Annotated in this window: 7 protein-coding genes; all 7 read right to left on the minus strand. The window is 55.5% G+C overall.

The window, feature by feature from the left end:
- Nucleotides 1-3 precede the first annotated feature (3 nt).
- A complete protein-coding gene (locus WDV75_RS05590) occupies nucleotides 4-969 on the minus strand; it encodes a NucA/NucB deoxyribonuclease domain-containing protein (protein ID WP_338860840.1) in 966 nt (321 codons plus the stop codon).
- 18 nt (nucleotides 970-987) lie between these two features.
- Nucleotides 988-1218 carry a hypothetical protein gene (locus WDV75_RS05595; protein ID WP_273571879.1) on the minus strand — a complete coding sequence of 77 codons (231 nt, stop codon included), beginning with the start codon at nucleotides 1216-1218 and terminating at the stop codon, nucleotides 988-990.
- Nucleotides 1215-14753: a hemagglutinin repeat-containing protein gene (locus WDV75_RS05600; RefSeq protein WP_273571881.1), complete on the minus strand. Its 13539-nt coding sequence runs from the start codon at nucleotides 14751-14753 to the stop codon at nucleotides 1215-1217. Before WDV75_RS05600 ends, WDV75_RS05595 begins: the two co-directional genes overlap by 4 nt.
- Before the next feature lie 67 nt (nucleotides 14754-14820).
- Complete coding sequence (locus WDV75_RS05605; RefSeq protein WP_338860843.1) at nucleotides 14821-16557, minus strand: ShlB/FhaC/HecB family hemolysin secretion/activation protein; 1737 nt, start codon at nucleotides 16555-16557, stop codon at nucleotides 14821-14823.
- Between the two features lie 318 nt (nucleotides 16558-16875).
- Nucleotides 16876-18393 carry a conjugal transfer protein TraG N-terminal domain-containing protein gene (locus WDV75_RS05610; protein WP_273571642.1) on the minus strand — a complete coding sequence of 506 codons (1518 nt, stop codon included), beginning with the start codon at nucleotides 18391-18393 and terminating at the stop codon, nucleotides 16876-16878.
- Nucleotides 18390-18740 carry a hypothetical protein gene (locus tag WDV75_RS05615; RefSeq protein WP_273571640.1) on the minus strand — a complete coding sequence of 117 codons (351 nt, stop codon included), beginning with the start codon at nucleotides 18738-18740 and terminating at the stop codon, nucleotides 18390-18392. Before WDV75_RS05615 ends, WDV75_RS05610 begins: the two co-directional genes overlap by 4 nt.
- Before the next feature lie 8 nt (nucleotides 18741-18748).
- On the minus strand, nucleotides 18749-20185 hold the full coding sequence (locus WDV75_RS05620) for an integrating conjugative element protein (RefSeq protein ID WP_273571638.1): 1437 nt from the start codon (nucleotides 20183-20185) through the stop codon (nucleotides 18749-18751).
- Nucleotides 20186-20198: the final 13 nt, after the last annotated feature.

Below are 20198 nucleotides of genomic sequence, written 5' to 3' on the forward strand. Positions count from 1 at the left end.
TTTCTATTTCTCCGTTTCTATTTTGCCTGATTTGTCTGTCTTTATAATTACAGTTGCACCATTAGGTAATCCGCGACATTGTTGACCAATACATGATCCAGCTCCTCTATTATCAGAAGGGGTAATTGGTCGAACCGAAGCGCCTGAGCCACCTTCTTTAAACATAGCAGGAGGATATTCATCACGATCTGCACCTTTCACCGGAGGAGTATTTTTCAAGGATTCTCTTCTCCTCTGAGCAGCGCCTTCACGATCAATCGTCAACACATTAGGATGCCCTGCTTTCTGAGCATCTTCAATATGCTTCGCTGATTCTGGATATTTTGTTTTATCTACAACAATAACTTTATGCTCATTAGTATGTTGTTCAGAGCTACTGCCTTTGTTAACAATCGAACCTTTTATTGACGGTACAGATGATGGTTTCTCCTGCATTTTATCACTGGCTTTTGCCCCAATAATTCCCGTCGCGGTCTCCAGCAACATCAGGTTACGCTGCTCTTCCTTCACGTACTGCGCCGCATCCGCCTTGGATAACCCGGCGTTTTCCAGCTCTTTTTGGCGCAGTTCCGTGTTAAAAAACCCAGAAAGTGGTCCGCTGCCGCCATTTAGCCAGCTGCTCTGCTCTGAACGACCTATCTTATCATTGGCACGGTATCCCGATACCGCCAGTTCTTTACCCAACTCATGGTTGATGAATGCCAGTTCTTCGCGGCTCAACTCACCACTCAACGCCATCTGTTTCAGGCTGTTGATGGTCGCATCACTGGCCTGCCGGTATTCTGTCCAGACCCCTTTACGGCAGCTGTCATCCTGACACGATGCCAGTTTACCGCGCATGTCCTCCACTGACGGCAAGCCTTTATCCAGAATACGCTGGCTCAGCTCCTTAGCCTTGCCGCACGCTTCCGGTGACAGCGTGCGGCAATCATCCAGATTTCGCGAGGCCAGCGCATTATTCTCAATCATGACAACATCAAATTTTTCCTAAAATCTTTTATGGTGAAGATAATTTATCAAACAAATGACACCACCCAGAAATATTCCCATAACGACACCTATTCCAAAAGCTTCAACAATATCTTTATAACCGATTGAAAAAAAACCAGTTTCAAAATAAAGAACAAATTTAACTAACAGTTTTACCACCATGACCGTGATGAACACACCTACGCTTTGAACTAAAGACCAAGATAAAAAATAGATTATAAATTTCATTTTTTATCCTTAGAGCTTAGCTCATCCATAATTACTTTATTTGCAGTTTCAGAACCAACAGCTCCTACTGTACTACCAACAATGCCAGGAACAGGGGATATTAACGGTGGTGCCGATATTGAAGGATTGATTAAATTGAATCTCTCTTTAAATCCATTTGACCAAGGATTAATTTTATTATCCAAATAGTTAGTAGTTCCCTTTGTTACTCCATAACCTATTGATGATCCTATAAATGATCCCCCCATTGGTAACCACGGTGAGTTTCCATCAATGACGTTAGAAACACCTGCACCTATGGTGTTGGTTGTTGCAGTTCCCCAATATCCCATCCCAGCAGTTGTACCTCCTGTAACCAAAGATGTCACGAAGCTGGTATAGCTAAAGTCTTCTTGAGGATTGTTGTAGATGTTGTAACCTTGCATTCCTAGGTTGGCTAAACCTGTAGTACCTACACCTATAGCTCTGTTTGCAATAGTCGTACTACCAATCCAATTAGTAACAGCTGGTGTAGCCGTTTTGGCTAATGCCGGTAAGGCTAGAGAAATTGTTGCAATTGCTGCCCGTGGAATATTATTAACTTTCTGCCATGTATCATAATTATCAATGATTGGGCTAAGTTGATTGAGACTATATTTCGCTAATCTTCTACAATCCGCATCACAACCCGGTGATTGAACCAGCTTAAACAACTCTTCTCGTTGTTTCTCCAAATAATCTTTTGAAATTCTTGTCTCTATAGCTTTCTGTTGCTGATCTTGATCTGCTTTACTAGCAACCTCGACTAAACGCCTTCGCTCTTCATCACTCGAAGCTGACTTATACTCTTCCAACCATGAAGTGACTTGTTTTGCTTTGAGATAATTATTCTCAATCGCATTCTTCGCCGCCGACGCCCCGCTCACCCCGCCTGCCGTGGAATCCGTTGCCAGTCCTGCCGCTATCCCTCCTGCCAGTGTAGACAAGTTACTGACTTTTTCCTTCTCATCTGGCGACAATTCACTCAGATTTTTGGCTGGGTAAAGCGCACTGGCTATCGCCGACGCTGCCAGTTCACCACTGACCGCCCCCGTTGCACCCGCCATAGCAGAGCCCCCTTTCATCTCAGCAATCACGCCGCCCAAAATCGCATGGGCCACCAGATTGGTCGCTTTTTCTTCTGCCGTCAGTTGCTCATACGGCTTACCGCCATAGGTCAACTCCTTGACCGCATTGGCCAGATAAGGCGCCGCGCCGCCAGCGAGGGCGGCTTTAATATCCCCGCCGGCCAGTCCTTGCAGGGCAGTCACGACAGCCGTCACGGCCTGACGCTGACCGCCGCCAACTTCCGCACCCTGTGCTTTGAGTGCCGCGTCGTAAGCGATTTTATGCGCCCGGTCTGCAATGGATTCCGGGGTAATTAAGCCGTTTTCCTGTTTCAGCTGCGCTTCCGCCTGCTGTTTCAGGGCCTGCTGCGTTTGCGGGTCTTTCAGTTTTTCCGTCGCGGTTTTTGTCGCTTTAATCGCTTCGTGTGTACTGTAAATATCCAGTACCTGCGTGCCGATTTGGGCAATGGCCTGCGCCTGCGCCAGCCGTCGCTGCTCTTTCTCCTTATCGAAAATCGGACTCAAGCTGTTGGCGGCATTATCGGTATCGCGGCTCAGGTCTGAGACAGCCTGTTTTTGCTTATCCGTATCACGCACAATAATCGTGCCGTCACTCACTGCCGCATGTGTCGTTGACGATTTGCTGTCACTCTTGTTGGTGCCGGCCAGCCTATTCGAGGCCATATTGGACACCAGTTGGCTGCCCACCGCGCCGCCGGTACTGATACCGACACTTTGGTGTTCGCTCTTGTATTCCGCCTTGTTCTCAATATCACTGAAGCCCAGTGTCCCCGTCTCCAGACGGTTCTTATCCTTAACGGCAGCGCTGGCCATCACTGCGCCGTCAAGCTGGGTATGTTCGCCGACCTTGATATCAAAGCCGCCCTTGCCGGCAAAAATCCCTGTCTGCTCATTGACGGACTCGAACTGGCTGTGGATTTTGTCACGGCTGGCATTGACACTGGCCGAACCGCTCATTGAGCCGTAAGTAAAGCTGGCACCGGCACTGGCGTTTTCCTGTTTGGCATCATAATTGTCTTTATCCTGCTCGCTCTGCAAATGCAGATTACGGCCGATATCGGCGGTGACTTTCTCGCCACTGACCTGCGCCCCTTTGAGCGTGGTGTCCTGACCGGATTTCAGGCTGACCTGATTGCCCGCATCAATCAGTGTTTCGCTATGGGTGACGCCGTCGCCGGTTTCATGCCCCTTGCCCTTATTGACACTGGCAGAGAATTTGATGCCGTAACCGCCCTGACCGGCGGTCAATCCCACACCGACACTACCGCCTTTGCTGCTGTTTTCACCGCGCGTCGTCTGGGTATTTTCAGCGGATTGCAGGACGATATCCCGTTTCGCGGCCAGGGTCACATCCCGCCCTGCTTTCAGACTGCTGCCTGCAATCTGAATATTGCCGCTGTCTGCCTGAGCGTTGTCGCCTTTTGCGGTAATACGGATATCCCGCCCGGCATTAAGCTGACTGCCCTGTGACTGTGTCTGCTCTGTGCGGGTTTCGGATTTCGCCGACTGGCTGCCATAGGAAAGCTGGATACCGATAGTGTCTGTCGGTTTTTCCGCGTTGCCGCCCGCCTGATTAATCGCATCTGCTTTGGCGGATTCCGCCTGACTGAGCTGCCAGGCCTGATAACCCTGCGCCCCGGACAGCACCGACTGGGTGCCTTTCAGCGCTTTCAGCCGCCCGTCCCCTTCAGTTCTGGCCTGCTGGGCCGTACTGACTGCGGTATTGAGCGCACTGCCCACCGTGCCGGACAGCGCCAGTGTCAGGCCGGACTGTTTCGATTCAAATGTCTCTTCCCGGCGGCGTTTGTCCTGCCCCGGGTCAATCTGCACGCTGTCGCCGGTAATACTGATATCCTGCCCGGCCACCAAATCGGCACCGCCGACCTGCACCCGGTTATCTGCCGTGATATTCACATTGCCCTGACTGCTGCCCACCGTGCTGACACTCTGGCTCTGGGTGATGCCGTCTTCATTAACTTGATGGCGTGTGGACTGACTGCCCACGGTGAAACCCATGCCCCCGCTGCTGAGCAGCCCGCTCTTCTTCTTCTCTTCCAGTAAATAATGGGACTCGGTTTCTGTGGCCGCGGTAATCGCCACGTTATTGCCTGCCTGCAGGGTCACGTCCTTATCCCCGGCGACCGCCGAACCGCTCACGCTCAGGTCGTTACCCGCTGTGATACTGATACTATCGCCGCTGAGCAGGGTGCCTTGCTCACGGGTCACGCGGTCTTCCTGTACTGTATGGCTGCTGCTTTTTGACAGCACGCCTTTTTTATTCGCACTGGATGCTGAGAATTGATAGTCACTTTCGCTGGCGCTGTTCAGCGTAATATCCTGTTTCGCCTGCAATTCAAGCGCCCCCTGCTCACTGTGCAGCGTGCTGCCGGTGACCGTAATATCCCCTTCCCGGGCCATCACCGACACGCCGTCACGCCCGCTGAAAGTACTGCCCACACTGTGCTCGCTGACGCTCTCCATCTCCCGCCGGCTGTTCGTACTGCCCTCGCGCTTGCGTTCACTGTCCTGGTCTGCCACACGCTGACGCGCCTCCTTGATAATCACCGTTTGGGCATCCAGGCCAATATGGCCTGACCGGCTGTCAACCTGCGCCCCTTCGGCCGTCAGGTTTTCCCCCGCCTGAAGGATCACCCCCCGGTCACCGCTCAGACCACTGAGATACAGCCGGTCTTCCTCACGCCGGTTACTCACCGACGAGGTCCGGCTGTTGGCTTCCAGCTGCGTGCTATGGGTGGTGGTTTCCGCTAGCAGGTTCACATTGCCGCCAGCCTGCACCTGAACCGTTCCCCCTGCTTTGGCCTGGCTCCCCTGCAACGTGATGTCCTGGCCGGCGCGCAGGCTGAGGTTGCCCCCGGCATTCAGCGTACTGCCCTGCGCCTGTTGCCACTCGCCGCTGACGGTCGCCATCCGTTGCCCGGCCTCTTCCATGCCGTCGCTGGTACGGTTGCCCATCGCCCCGGCAATGACCGCAATGTTCCCCGTCGTCGTGCTTCTGGCGGCAGTAATATCCAGATTATCGCGCGCACTCAGGTTGAGGTGACGGGTGGCTTCCAGTTTCGCCCCGCGCAGCTGGATATCCCCGCCGCGCAGGCTGAGCTCTTGGGCGCTCATCGAGGCCTGGCGCAGGGCATCCTGCAAATTGGTGCTTAAGGTCAGGCTCTCCGCCTGCACATCAATGCGCTCTGCGCGGATATCCCCGCCCTGATGCAGGAACTGCGCTGTGTCAATGTTCAGTGCCCGCTCGGCAAACAAGTTACCGACGTTAGTGAGGCTGTTGGCAGACAGTTGCAGGTTGCCCCCGCCAATCAGGGCACCCTGGCCGGTCAGCCGCAGTGTGGTGTTGGCCAGATAGACCTTGGGAACCCATACCGTCTGCGGGCCACCGGCGGTCTCAACCGTCTCGCTCACCAGCCAGACGATATCCTGCTGCAACGCCGCAATCTGGGCCGGTGTCAGCGCCACGCCCGGCACCAGCCGGAAGTCATTGGCCACCTTCATCCCGTTGTTCATCAGGGTCTGGTACTGCGCCATCGCATCTTCACCGCGCACAGAAGGGCGGCCGGTCAGTTTGAGTATCTGCTCACGCACCAGACGTTGCTCATAGAAACCGTCCCCCAGCCGTTTATGTACCTGCGCCGGATCATACCCCACCCGCTGCAACAGGTAATCGCTGCTGATAAACCGGGTCCGGCTGGTAAAGCGTTCATCTGTTACCACCAGATAAGGGCTGCCTTCTGCCGGATGCTGACGGAACAGGCCGTTATTGGGTACAAAGGTGGCGACCCGGTCCAGTTTTTGCTGGCTGGTCAGGGCCAGTTCAGCCGGCGTCAGGGGGTGCTCGATCGGCCTGAGGGGTGGGTCAGCCGGTGTCAGTTCCCGCTTGAGCAGCGTGAGCAATTGCTCATCCGAGGTAAAGGGTTGATCGGCCGGCGTCAGTTCCCGCTTCAGCAGCGTAAGCAACTGGTCGTCCGATAGTTGGGGCTGATCGATCGGCGTCAGTTCCCGCTTCAGCAGCGTGAGCAGCTGGTCATCCGATAAGTGGGGGAGATCGACCGACGTGAGTCTCCGCTTGAGCGGCGTCAGCAGTCGGTTGGCCAACACCAGTTGACTGTCCTGCGCCTGCCACTCGACCCCTTCTACCGTCACCGCCAGCGGATTGCGTTCCCATTCCGCCCGCTCGGCTTCCGCCGCCTTTTGAGCCGCCTCCACCACGCTGATTTGTGCCGGGTTGACCGTGGTATTTTCCAGTTTCGCGCCGTGGATGGCGACATCACCGTGCCCGGTCATGATCGCGTCAATGGTCGCCAGCGCGACGGTTTCATCACTGTGGTGTTCCGGATACCAGTGCCGGGTATCCCGATCGTAATGGTCGACCAGGAATTCCTCGCGCCGTTCATTCACGGAATAAGCCCGGTTGGTGATCTCGCCGTCGCCTGTCGTCACCAGGTCACCGTTGGCACTGACGGTACTGGCGTCATTGAGCAGTTTCCCCGTGATCCGCAGCGTCATATTTCCCCCTGCCAGAATATGGGCGCCGATGCCTTCAGACACCAGTTTATCCCGCGTCACCGTGCCGGTGGCCGAGCGTTCACGGAAGTTGTTGTAATCATCCACAAAGGGCACATTGGCAATGTCGAGATGTTTCTCCGGATCCCACTGCTCAAGCCGTCCCCGGTTGTGCTCACGCCAGACTGTATTGTGATAAGGCGTCGGTACTGTATTCTGACGATGACCGCGCGTCTCATAGAACGTCATATCATAACTGCCGTCGCGACCCGGCTTCAGTGCCAGATAATGGACCCACAGCTCATAGGGTTGCCCGAGGTGATCCTTGACCCGCACCTGAGCCCGTTTACCGGCCGCATCAATGGCCAGCAGGGTGCCATAACGGTTGTTTTCCACCGCAGTGTCATCGCGGAACGTCAGGCGCTGGGTGGTGGGTGCCATGGTATTTTTGTCGCGATTGACCCCCGACGCGTAAGAACGCCAGTAATAATTGTAACGGTGCCATTGGGTCTCCCCCTTTTCCGCCCCGCGCACGATCTCCAGCCCTTCGCGCAGGTTATTCAATCGGTTGGCTTCAATCGACACATCCCCGTCGGCCTCTATGCCGCTCGCTTTGTTCTCAATCAGGTCATCACTGGCCAGATGCAGGGTGCCGGCACTGTAAATCAGGCTGCCGTCTCGGTTGGTCATGCGCTCACGGGCCTGCAAATCCAGGCGTTCCGTTGCGGCTATCACCGCGTTCTGCCCGTGGTTGTCGATAACCCGGCTGCGCACCGTGACCGTATCCCCCATCACCGTGTCCGTGTTATCCAGCGTGTCGCTGGTGAGGGTCATGCTGTCGGCTTCCAAACGCTTTTCGTTGCGCAGGGTGCCGGTCGTCAGCCGCAGTATTTTCCCGGCCAGCGTCCCCTGGTTGGTGAAGTGGGCACTGTTAATGGTCAGGCTGCCGGGCAACCACCAGTCGGCCAGGTTGGTCAGCAGCCCGCCCACCGAGAAGGTCAGCGCACCGTTACTGCTGATCGTATCGCCAGCCCGGTGGGTGTAATCCTGCTGCACGGCCAACGTCAGGCCTTGCTGGCTGAGCAAGGTTCCGCCGGTATTATCCAGGGTGCGGGTATTGACCGTCAGCTGCTCTCCGCTCTGGACAAGGCCGCCCTGATTGAACAGCGCCAGCACAGGCGGGATACCCGCATTGAGATTAAGTGTGCCGTTGGCGCGGATCATCCCCTGCCGGTTGTTCAACTTATCGAGGTTTGACAAGGTCAGCGTGCGGGTACTTTGCAGGCGGCCTGCTGTGTTGTTCAGCTCACGGGCTGTCACCTCGGTGTGCGTTGTCCCCAGCAACAGGCCACCGTCATAATTGTTCACCCGGTCGCTGTGCACGGCCAGCGTGTCCTGGCTGGTGATTTTTCCCTGCCCGTGGTTATTGAGTGTCTGACTGTCGATCCGCATTGCCCCGGTGGCGATCAACTGCCCAACCTGATTGTTTATCGTTTCACCCTTAAAGGTCAGGGTGCCGCCGCCGTGGATTTTTCCCTGCTGGTTATTGATCACATTAATGCGGTAAATGCCGTTCCCCCCGCTGATCAGCGTCCCGTCCGGGTTATCCAGCTGACCGGCGGTCACTTCAAGCGTGCCCAGGCTGTTGAACACCCCCTGCCGGTTGTCGACCTGATCGGCCGAGATCTGCTGGTTGCCGTTGCTTTTCAGCGTTCCGCCGGTATTATCCAGGAGTTCCAGAATGCGTAGCCCAAGCTGCTGTTTGCTGTTTATCGACCCGGCGGCATTCAGCAAAGACCGGGCATCCAGCTGCATCGCCCCGTTGCTTTGCAGTTTCCCGCCACGGTTATCCAGTCTGCTGCTTAAGTGCAACCGCACCGGCTGCTGGCTGTCAATCAGGCCGTTGATGTTGTCCAGACTCAGCGCCGTCACCGAGAGGGCGCCGTCCGAAAGCAGTTTCCCGCCCACGTTCAGCACACGACCAGCCGCCGATCCCTCGGTGGCTCCCTGCACATCCAGCCGCTTCAGGGCACTGATTTTACCGCCCTGATTATTAATCACCTGTGCCGAGCGCAGCATCAGCGCCCCCGCTGATCCCAGTGTGCCTTTCTGATTGTCCAGTGTGTTGACCGCCAGTGTGGCATCCTGCAGGCTCGACACGCTGCCCTCTTGGTTGTCAAACCGCTCAGCCGTGGCGGACCAGCCCCTCTGGGTGCCTATCCATCCCTGGGTATTCAGGATATTTTCCGCACGCAGGGATTGTGCCAGCTTGCTGAATATATGGCCCTTGCTGTTATCCAGTGTCTGGATGAACCGCATATCCAGCGCGTCCAGCACCTCAATTTTTCCCTGTGCATTAAGGAGGCTCAGCGCATTCACCGTGCTGTACCCGCTGCTGGTCAGTTTTCCCCCCTGGTTATCCCAGCGGCCCGCCAGATCCAACTTCACTCCCTGTTTGCTTCGGATCTCGCCTTTCTCGCGGTTGGTCAGCTGTCCGCCCCACAGTGACAGCCAGCCTTCGCTAAATAACGTCCCCGCGTCATTGTTCAGTAAACTGTCCGTGCCGCCCTGCCAGTGCAGATGTTGTTGTGCCGACAGTTTACCCGCCTGATTAATAATATCGCCGGTACTATTGAGCGTCAGATCACCGACCGATTGCAGTTTACCGCCGGTGTTGTCCATGCTGTGGGTGGAGACGGTCACTTGTTTGCCGCCCTGGGCGGTGCCACCGCGGTTGTCCCAGTGGCCATCCGTGTGGATATCCAGCGTGTCACCGGCCTCGATAAATCCCTGTTGGTTATTTATAGACTGTTGGATATCAAACCGCAGGTTCCCTAGGCTGACCAGATTACCCAATGTATTCTTCAGGTGCTGTGCTATCAGTTGCAAATAGTTGCCCTGCATGTACCCGGACTGGTTGTCGATGCTGCCGGCCGCTTTCACGGTCAGCTGTTGCTCAGAAAATAGCTTGCCCTCGCCGTTTTGGAGATCCCCCCCCGACGTCACATGCAATGCGGACAATCCCTGCAACATGCCGCGCTGGTTATCGATAGTACCCGTCGTGTTCACGGTCAGCGCTTGATCTGCTAACAGTTTGCCGTCACTGTTATTGATATGGAGGGCAGAGATATCCACCTGTCTGCCGCCCTGGGCTATCCCGTTGCGGTTATCCCAATTGCCCTGAGTGCGAATATCCAGGGCGTCAGTCGCTTCGAAAAGCCCGTGCCGGTTATCAATCGCTTGCCGGATGTCAAGCTTCAGGCGCCCCTTGCTGATGACCTTGCCCTTCGTATTATCCAGGCGTGATGCCGTCAGTTGCAGGTGTTCACCCTGAATGTCCCCAGACTGGTTATCGATATTCTCGTCAGCGTTCAGGGTCAGTGCCTGAGCGGCCGACAGTGTGCCGCCGCTGTTATCAATGCTACGGGCGGAGACGTCAACCTGTTTGCCGCCTTGCAGGCTGCCGCCGTGGTTATTCCAGTGACCGTCAGCATGGATATCCAGAGTATCACCGGCCTGAATAAGTCCGTGCTGATTATCAATGTCCTGATTGATCTCAAGCTGCAGATGCCCCTGACTGACAATCTTGCCTTTCGTGTTCGTCAGCGTCTGGGCTGTCAGTTCCAGCGCTTCGCCCTGGATATTGCCGGATTGGTTATCGACGCTGCCGACCGCTTTCAACGTTAGCGCCTGATCGGACAACAGTTTGCCCTCGCCGTTTTGGATATCACCTCCCGACGTCACGCTCAATGCGGACAGCCCCTGCAACGTGCCGCGCTGGTTATCGATAGTGCCCGTCGTGTTCACGGTCAGCGTTTGTTCAGCCAACAGTTTGCCGTCGCTGTTATCGATGCGCTGCGCGGAAATATCTACCTGTTTGCCACCTTGTACGGTTCCGCTGCGGTTATCCCAGAGGCCCTGGGTGCGAATATCCAGGGCATCAGTCGCATCGAGCAGTCCGTGCTGGTTATCAATCGACTGATGACTATCAAGCAGAAAATGGCCTTTACTGACGATCTTACCCTGTGCATTGTTCAGGTGCTGCGCCGTCAATTGCAGCACTTCGCCCCGGATGTCGCCGGACTGGTTATTGATGTTGTCGGCGACGTTCAGAGTCAGCTTTTGTTTGGCCGACAGTTTGCCGCCACTGTTATCAATGCTACGGGCGGAGACGTCAACCTGTTTGCCACCTTGTAGGGTACCGCCGTGGTTATTCCAGTGGCCGTCAGTGTGGATCTTCAGGGCCTCATCGGCCTTAATGAGTCCGTGCTGACTATCAATATCCTGATTGATATCAAGCTGCAGATACCCCTGACTGACAATTTTGCCTTTCGTATTCGTCAGCTTCTGTGCTGTCAGCTCCAGCGCTTCGCCCTGGATATTGCCGAACTGGTTATCGACACTGCCGGTCGCCTTCACGGTCAGCGCCTGGCCGGACAACAGATTGCCCTGGTCGTTTTGGATATCGCCCCCCGATGTCACGTTCAATGCGGACAGCCCCTGCAACGTGCCGCGCTGGTTATCAATGCTGTTGCCCGTGGTTATGGTCAGCGCTTGATCCGCCAACAGTTTGCCGGCGCTGTTATTGATGCGCTGCGCGGAAACATCCACCTGCCTGCCGCTTTGCGCGGTTCCGCTGCGGTTATCCCAGAGGCCCTGGGTGCGAATATCCAAAGCATCAGCCGCATCGAGTAATCCGTGCTGGTTATCAATCGACTGATGACTATCAAGCAGAAAATGACCTTTACTGACGATCTTACCCTGTGCATTGTTCAGGTGCTGCGCCGTTAATTGCAGCACTTCGCCCCGGATGTCGCCGGACTGGTTATTGATGTTATCGGTAGCATTCAGGGTCAGCTTTTGTTCGGCCGACAGCGTGCCGCTACTGTTATCAATGCTACGGGCGGAGACATCAACCTGTTCGTTGCCCTGAGCGGTGCCGCCGCGGTTATCCCAGTGGCCGTCGGTGTGGATTTTCAGTGCATCATTGGCCTGAATAAGTCCGTATTGATTATCAATATCCTGATTGATCTCAAGCTGCAGATGCCCCTGACTGACGATCTTGCCTTTCATATTCGTCAGCATCTGTGCTGTCAGCTCCAGCGCTTTGCCCTGGATATTGCCGGACTGGTTATCGATGCTGCCGGCCGCTTTCAATGTCAGCGCCTGATCGGACAACAATTTGCCCTGGCCGTTTTGAATATCGCCCCCTGACGTCACGTTCAATGCGGACAGCCCCTGCAATGTGCCGCGCTGGTTATCGACAGTGCCCGTCGTGTTCACGGTCAGAGTTTGTTCGGCCAACAGTGTGCCGTCGCTGTTATCGATGCTGTGCGCAGTGACATCCACCTGTTTACTACTTTGGGCGATCCCGCTGCGGTTATCCCAGTGACCCCGGGTGCGAATATCCAGGTCGTCAGCCGCATCGAAAAGTCCGTGCTGATTATTAATTGCCTGCTGGGTATCAAGCTTCAGCTGTCCCTTGCTGACGACCTTACCTTCCGTATTCGTCAGGTTCTGTGCCGTCAGCGCCAGTTCTTTACCCCGAATGTTGCCGGACCGGTTATCGATGCTGCCGGTCGCTTTCAGGGTCAGTGCTTGATCGGCCAGCAGTTTGCCTTGGCCGTTTTGGATATCGGCCCCTGATGTGATGTTGATTACTGACTGACTCTGCAGTGTGCCGCGCTGGTTATCGATATTACCCGTCGTGTTCACGGTCAGCGTTTGTCCGGCCAACAGGGTGCCGTCACTGTTATTGATATGGTGAGCGGAGACATCAACCTGCTTGCTGCCTTGGGCGGTGCCGCCGCGGTTATCCCAGTGGCCCTGGGTACGAATATCCAGCGCATCAGCCGCATCGAACAGCCCGCGCTGATTATCAATTGTCTGCAGGATGTCAAGCTTCAGGCGTCCCTTGCTGACGACCTTACCTTCCGTATTTGTCAGGTTCTGTGCCGTCAACAACAGGTGTTCACCCCGCATCTCTCCGGACAGATTATTGATGCTGCCGGAAGCCTTCACCGTCAGCGGTTGTTCAGACAACAACTGACCTTTGGTGTTATTGATATCAGCGCCCGACGTAATGTCCAATGCCGATTGACTCTTTAACGTGCCGCGCTGGTTATTCAGGCTACCGATATCAAGCCGCAGGTTGCCGTTGTTACCCAACAGACCGTCGGTGTTGTTCAGCAATCCGGTCACCCGCCAGTGTTGCACCGTCTTTTCAAACGCCACCAAATGCCCCTGCTGGTTGTTCAGGGAACCGGCATTCAGGCTGAGTTGGGGCGCTTCAATGCGGCCGCCGGTGTTATCCAGCGCCCCGGCCAGCGCAAAACGGCTTTCCCCGACTCCTGTCTGAGACCAGACCGCCTTCTGGTTGAACAGATTATTGGCATCAATCTCCCAGCGACCAACAGCTATCCGTGCCTGTTGCGCGTCAATATCGCCCGGGGTTTTTACGGTCAACTGCTGACTGTCAATTTTTGCCTGTTGCAGGGCAACGCCACTGGCTTGTGCGGCAATCTCAGCACGGCTGGCCGCCAGTTGGCTTTGGCTGATATCCACCCGCTGGCCAGTCACTTTGATATTACCCAGACTGAGCAAATGGCCGTTGGCCTGAGTATTCCCCTGACTGTTCAGTGTCAGATTCGCTTTATGTTTCAGCGTACTGTTAATATCGCTGCCGGCCAGCAAATATCCGCGGCTCTGAATGCCCCGGGCCGACGTCAGCCGGATATCACCCACGGCCGCCAGGGTGCCGGACTGCTGAATATCACCGTCGCGGCTCTGTACCGCAAGCTGCCCGCCGCTGTGCAGTTTACCGTGATGTTCAAGCCCATTCCGGGCGGTCAGGGTGATATCCCCTCCCGCCTGAGTGATGGCTTCCTGCTCCCCCGATTGCCAGCTCAGCCGGCCTTCGCTGCTGACAGTCAGCGTTTTCCCCGCCTGCAAATGTCCGCCCTGATTACGCACCCCGACGCCGGCTTCCGTGCCTATCATGCGGATATAACCGCTGTACATGCCGCCCATCTGCCCCATATCTATCGCCAATTCGGGCTTTTTTCCCTCCGCAGCCAGCTGCGTCACTGTTTTGCTGTCCACACTGATGCGATTACGCCCTGCCACCACGGCGATCTCTTCTTTGGCCCAGACGCCGGCATTCAGCTTCACGACCCGCGCCAGAATATCAACATACCCGGCATCGTGGCGCGGGTCACCATTGAGCCCGCCGCCCTCAATGCTCACCACACCCCGCTCGACTTGATACCCCGCCAAGCTGCCGTCGGCGTTCAACTGCGGCTTCCCTGTGGTCAGGGTCATCCGTCCGGCATTGATGGTGCCACAACCGTTGCACACAATCCCCGACGGGTTGGCCACAATCACCTGCGCCCGGCCGCCTGCCACTTCCAGAAATCCCCGCAGCTGGCTGGGCTTATCGCTGTTGACCTCATTAATAATAAACCGGGCCGGCGCCGCGTTCGGATCGAGGCGGGGATTACCCTGTATTATTCCGGCCAGTTGGGTAGAAGTCATCAACGCCGAGTTATTAAGGATAGCACCTCGCTGGTCGACATCGAACTGCTGATAGGGGTTATGTGATACGCCGGCCTGATTGGGCGCATTGATATTGACCTGCGGCAGGCCATTCTGGGTTGTTATCACTTCCGGACGCTGAACAGGGGCTACCCGCCTGTCAGCGATAATACCGTCCGCCAACGCCTGTCCGGCAAACAGTGCTGCCCCCAGCAGCCATACCGCACGGCGTACCGTCACCCACAAGCGCGATGCACCGATACCACGACGCTGCCCGGGTGCGGTGCTGCAACTGCGGGCCAGTTCCGATACCACCTGCAATTCACCGTGCGTGCGGCTATAGATAAGGCAATAACACTGTTTGTTCATAAATCAGTCCGTCCAGATCAAATAAATAAACGCAATATTTGTTTGTGATTAAGGGTGAGTGTGGTTATCAGATTTCCAGATTGAGGCTGAAACCGCCGCTCACACCCGGGGTGTGAAAACCGGCGGGCTGGTAAAATGGCACCCCGGCAAACAGATCATAACTGAGCCGGCGCCACAGCGTGCCGCGCACACCTAGGGCACCGCCCGCCAATTGATGCCCGACGAGATGACGGGTGCCCGGTCCATCCACACGGCCATAATCCACCGCCCAGTAAAGCTCGTGACCGCGCGACAGCACATTCCAGGCCAGCTCATTACGCCAGAGCAGCCCTCTTTCACCGGACAGCATCTGCTCGCCGTCAAACCCGCGCACGGTATAACGCCCGGCAATCGCCAGCCTGTCCTGCGGTGTCAGCGGATTTGCACTCCACTGCCAGCGCACTTTGGTGTGATAACGCCAGGGCTGTGTGCCCCATTTAAAAGGTACATTCAGGCTGATATCCCCCAGCGCCATTCCCGTGCGGGCACTGCCCCTGTGATTGGCTTCTTCCGGTGCCGGCAGCGCACCGAAGGCGCCGGTTCCCCGCCGCCAGTTGATGCCGGCGTCCAACGTGATATCACCGAAGTAACTGCGCTGGCTTAAGCCTAACTCCCAGCCCGCAGTACGGCGGTGTTGTTGGGCTATTTCGATATTTCCCACAGCATTGGTGGAATGGCGACGAAAGACGCGCAGATTAAGGGTTGTTTTGTGCGACTGATTGCGAAATAACAACCGGGACACCGTGAATTGCGCATTCTCACTTTTGCCGCTGTAAGACAGGATTTCGTTCGCGTTGGCGATATTCTGATGATAGGTGTAGTCATTGTAGTTGGCAGAAAACGCCCAGTAACCGAGCGGGAAGACGTAGTTAACGGTACGGGCGCGGTTACCAAAGGGGCCGGGCTCAAACAAATCCTTACCGATGTTGGCATAGAACAGATCGTTCTGGGCAAAAGGCGCATCAATCGCCAGCGTCACCGACCCCAGATAGCGGCCAGTGCTTTGGGCACCGCTGTCATCGAGTCCCAGACTGAGCCGGAACAGGCGCCCCTCTTTCCAGCTGATCCGCAGGTCACTGGTTGCCTCCTGCTGACCGGGTTCGATTTTAATATCGGCCTCAACACTGGGCACCCGTTTGAAATTTTCCAGCGCCTGCTCGATATCGCGCAAATTCAGGATATCCCCGGCGGTAGCGGGCATGGCATTCCACAACCGCCCACGCCAGGACACCGGCTCATCAAAGCGGATATTAGCAATACGGCCGGGCTGGAGCGTCAGCGTCAACACTCCACCCGCCAGATCCTGCTCCTGCACCATGACACGGGTGGTGACATAACCTTTGGTCAGAATGGCATTTTGCACCTTGTTATTAACCAGCAAAATCCCCTGCCCACCCAGGCAACGCCCTTTGGCATCCCCTGCCGCGTCCAGTGCCCACTGAAAACGACGAGCGGAATCGCCTTCCAAACGTAAGGTATTGATCGTAAAACAAGGATGTTCATCCGCCGGATAATCAGACAGGCGCACGCCGGGGCGCGTAAGCCGGATATCGCTATCCGGTGTCTGTTGCTGCTGTAGCGCGTGCTGCCTTTCCTGCTGCCGGAGTTGCTCCTGAGCATCCAGCGTTACTGCACGTTGTTCTGCTACCTGTGATTGCTGTTTTTGCTGAATAAAAGGCGGGTCATCGGCCTGTACAGGGGAAAATACGAGTACAGTCCATCCGGCCAGCCCGGCTATCATGTTGCGGAAAGTTACCGTTGCCATATAAACCCATCGGATACGTAATTATTATTGAATAGTAATAAGGGAGTTTTAAGATGAGGTATTATGGTCAGCAGGGTTTAATTATCAAGCTGGCAGATGAGATATTCATCATATAGGTGATTATTTGGACGATTTAACTCTAAAAATGCAACAAAATGGCAATGAGTCAACAGAATAACAACATATTATGTGCAACATTAAGCAGATTCATCTGGGTTTTAAGTTCAGCCAAAACAAAAACATCATGGATATGATGAGAAAATATGATGAATAGGTTATATTCAGAGTATTCCTAAGGTAATCACCCCGTTGAACGTTTTAGCGCTTACCGCCGGATAGGATTTTCTGCATCACCATTTGCCCGAACAGGCCCGCTGACTGCCTGACCTGCCCCACGCCCTGACTCATCATGCCCGCCATATCGCCCATCCGCACCCCCGCCCAGGCTAATGCGCCCAGCCAGACCATCGGCAGCACAATAAACAGCGTGCCCATCACCAGCCCCATAATCAAATCATCCGAGGTGTTCTGAAATCCCGCCAGATTCAACAGGCTGTGGGTGTCTGAGCCATACAGGGCGTCCAGTAAATAGCTGTCTAACCAACGGGCAGTTTCCCACCAGAAGGTCAGGAAATTCAACGCAAACAGGGCGAACGTCAGTGTGAGTACCGTCTTAAATTCATAGGCGGCAAACAGCAGGATCAACGGGATCAGGATATACAACGCCATCAGGATCACCGCCTGTATCATCGGCAAAGCCTGACGCACCGCATCAAACGCCGGCATGCTGAGGAATCCCCCCAGCAGAGTCCCCGCAGAAGACCCCACTCGATTTGATCTGTCCCAGACCGTAAAATCGGCATTGCCGCCATACCCCGCATACACATAGCCGTCCTGAGACATTGTCAAGTTAACCGGACTGACTAAACGGCGGATCACCGCTTCTTGATATTCACGGGTTTCTTTGCCCAGCATTTTGAGGGCTGCCGACAGACGCAACCACAATCCCGGATCAGCCTCGGCCAATACCCTGGCCTTCAGCCCGGTTTCAGGGGTTGACCACCAGGCCTGACAGGTGGGATAACCGCCCTGCCCGGTATTGGGCCGGCCACTGTCCCGGCTTTCATTCCACGGAAATAGTACCCTGGGCATTCGGGATTGCAGCGTCCGGTAATCGCCGGATAAGAAGGTGCGACTGCCCAGCCAGTCAATATCATGCAGGGTGGCCGGATCGGGGGTTTGCCCCTGATCCCGTTGTTTCCACTGATACAACGCTAAGGCATAACAGTCATTAGTGAAATCCTGCAATTCCGCCGCCAGTGCCGGGCTATGGATACGGGTGTGCTGTACCTCAAAACGCAGCTGCCTTAAATCCGGCCGGCAGGGAATGGACGCTACCGCCGCTTGCGTTAATCCCTTTGACAACCGATGCACCACGGCCCACCAGAGGGGCACCGCCGCCGTCTGATTATTCAGGCTGGAGATCACCGGCGCATAACCACTTTTATCCGGCGCTTGCGGTGTCCAGGTACCGCAACTTTTGGCGCGGGACTGATCGTACTGGAGGGTACTGAGGTTGACATTCACCAGCGGCACACAACACACCACCATGACGAAAAAGGCGCCATACAACGTATTTTCGAGACGGGCAAGCGACTGCAACCCGCCATGACCGTCCTCTTCGTCACTCTCCCGCACTTTCAGCCAGACCGCGATGACCTTTATCACTAAAGGGGTTGTAAACAGTCCGGTGGCAATCAGTATTTGCCATAACCCGTTATTGACCACCCAGCCAAGCAGGGTCAGAAAGTACTCCAGATAGCTGTTGGTGGTCATTGCGTTACCTCAATCGCGCCTGACAGGGCATATTCACCCAGCAGGATAAACAACAGGCTGACCACCATCACTCGTATCAACGTTACGCGGTATTCCGGCTGCTGTATTGTTCTTTGCCAGATTTTCCATCCGCCCCAACCTAACGTGACATAAAGGCATCCCCGCCAAACCAGCCAAACCGCTTTTGTCTTCATTATCCACTGATTCAGCGCGGACATTTTTTCGGGATACTCCATGCCTGCCCAACCCATCAGCAGTGTGACGACCATGACTGCGATGATGACCAGTAATACCCTGAACCCTGTTTTCACTTTCAGAATAGAATGCGATTTGACCGTTTCTGCCATGATCTACCTTACCTCCGTTCACTGTTAGGCATTTCCAGCTGATAAAAACGGGCATCGGTGCTGTCCGGCACCTGCTTTTGCGGATGGGCCTGGATACGGTGCGTGTCCCGCTCAATAATGGTCAGGATGGCGTTACGGGACAGTTCCCGTTTCAGCATCATTTCATTTTTCAGCGCATTGATTTCCCGATCCAGTGCCTCAATCCGCCGTTCCCCTTCGGCCAGCGCTTCCGGCTGGGCGGCCGCATTGGGCTCTGACATGCCGGTAATCAGCATGCGCCGCATCAGCAATGCGGTCTCGGTGGTCTCGGCCATCGCCAGCTCGCCCGCCAGACGCGCGGTCAACGCCGCACTGTCCGGGTCTCGCTGCAATGCCTGGATCACACCTTTGGTGACCACCAGGCTCCCGGTTTTCAGTTTGGCCAGATTGGCGGCGGTCGGTTTTTCCGTGCCATTGACCAGTTTCACCAGCTGTTCAGTATTGGCTTTGGTGCCCTCTTCCAGCATCGGCGCAAAGCCGGTGCCGGCCACCGTCACGCCCGGCTGCTGCATTTCCCCACCGCTGGTGCATTCTGCGGCATTGGCACAGGTACGGATAGCCCGGTCGCCCAGCACTTTTACCACCGCCTCTGCCGCTTCTCTGGCATTCTGGAATTGGGTACAGGCACCGCCATCACAATGTTGATGGCTGACGGAAGCCTGGCTCAGTACCGGCAACTGATTCATCATATTAAATCCCGCGCTGGCTAAATCACGGGTGGGCCGGATGGCATTTTGTCCCTTGCCCCCCTGCTTATTCCCGCCAATCCACGGATGCCCGCTGGTGCCTGTGGCTTTGCTGCCGGCATTATTGACTCTTACCGCATCGGCATCCCCGCTGTTCACCTGTGTCTTATATTCCTGTAGGGCAGCCGATTGCGTCCATTTACTGTTTTGTGCAAAATCCATCATCCGTCGGGCCATGTTCTGGCAATTAAACTGAGCCTTGTCGTACGCCACATTGGCCTGCAACACACCGTTGGTCAGCATGTCATAGAGCCCCGGATTGGCACGCTGAATGATCATGGCGGGTAAGCTGGCAACAGCGCCGGTAGCCCCCTGGATCACTTCACTCATCAGGTTTTTAAACCCGGCCGTAATACCGTTTAACTGATTACCGACGGTAGTTTTTAAGTCAAAATTGCCGCACATCAAATCGGAACTCCAGCCCAGCTCCAACCCACCCAGCGTGGTCAGGGAACGGCGGGTGGCCGGCTGTGAAATCACTGAGCCGCCCCCTAAGGTATAAAACAACTTATCGGAGACCGCACCGGAGACATCGGCACCATAACCCAGCACACTGTTATTTACCTGTGGTAATGAGAGGGATACAACCGGTGTATTACCCTGCACAGAAGCGGTTGCCAGCCCACTCAATACCAGCAATAACCCGTTTATTCTCGTCATCATTCCTCCCTTA

Source organism: Xenorhabdus griffiniae, assembly GCF_037265215.1.
GTDB lineage: Bacteria > Pseudomonadota > Gammaproteobacteria > Enterobacterales > Enterobacteriaceae > Xenorhabdus > Xenorhabdus griffiniae.

Bases quoted from the DNA above. Each gene is read 5' to 3' on its own strand.
- WDV75_RS05590 (WP_338860840.1), bottom strand. From the start codon at position 969: ATGATTGAGAATAATGCGCTGGCCTCGCGAAATCTGGATGATTGCCGC.
- WDV75_RS05595 (WP_273571879.1), bottom strand. From the start codon at position 1,218: ATGAAATTTATAATCTATTTTTTATCTTGGTCTTTAGTTCAAAGCGTA.
- WDV75_RS05600 (WP_273571881.1), bottom strand. From the start codon at position 14,753: ATGAACAAACAGTGTTATTGCCTTATCTATAGCCGCACGCACGGTGAA.
- WDV75_RS05605 (WP_338860843.1), bottom strand. From the start codon at position 16,557: ATGGCAACGGTAACTTTCCGCAACATGATAGCCGGGCTGGCCGGATGG.
- WDV75_RS05610 (WP_273571642.1), bottom strand. From the start codon at position 18,393: ATGACCACCAACAGCTATCTGGAGTACTTTCTGACCCTGCTTGGCTGG.
- WDV75_RS05615 (WP_273571640.1), bottom strand. From the start codon at position 18,740: ATGGCAGAAACGGTCAAATCGCATTCTATTCTGAAAGTGAAAACAGGG.
- WDV75_RS05620 (WP_273571638.1), bottom strand. From the start codon at position 20,185: ATGACGAGAATAAACGGGTTATTGCTGGTATTGAGTGGGCTGGCAACC.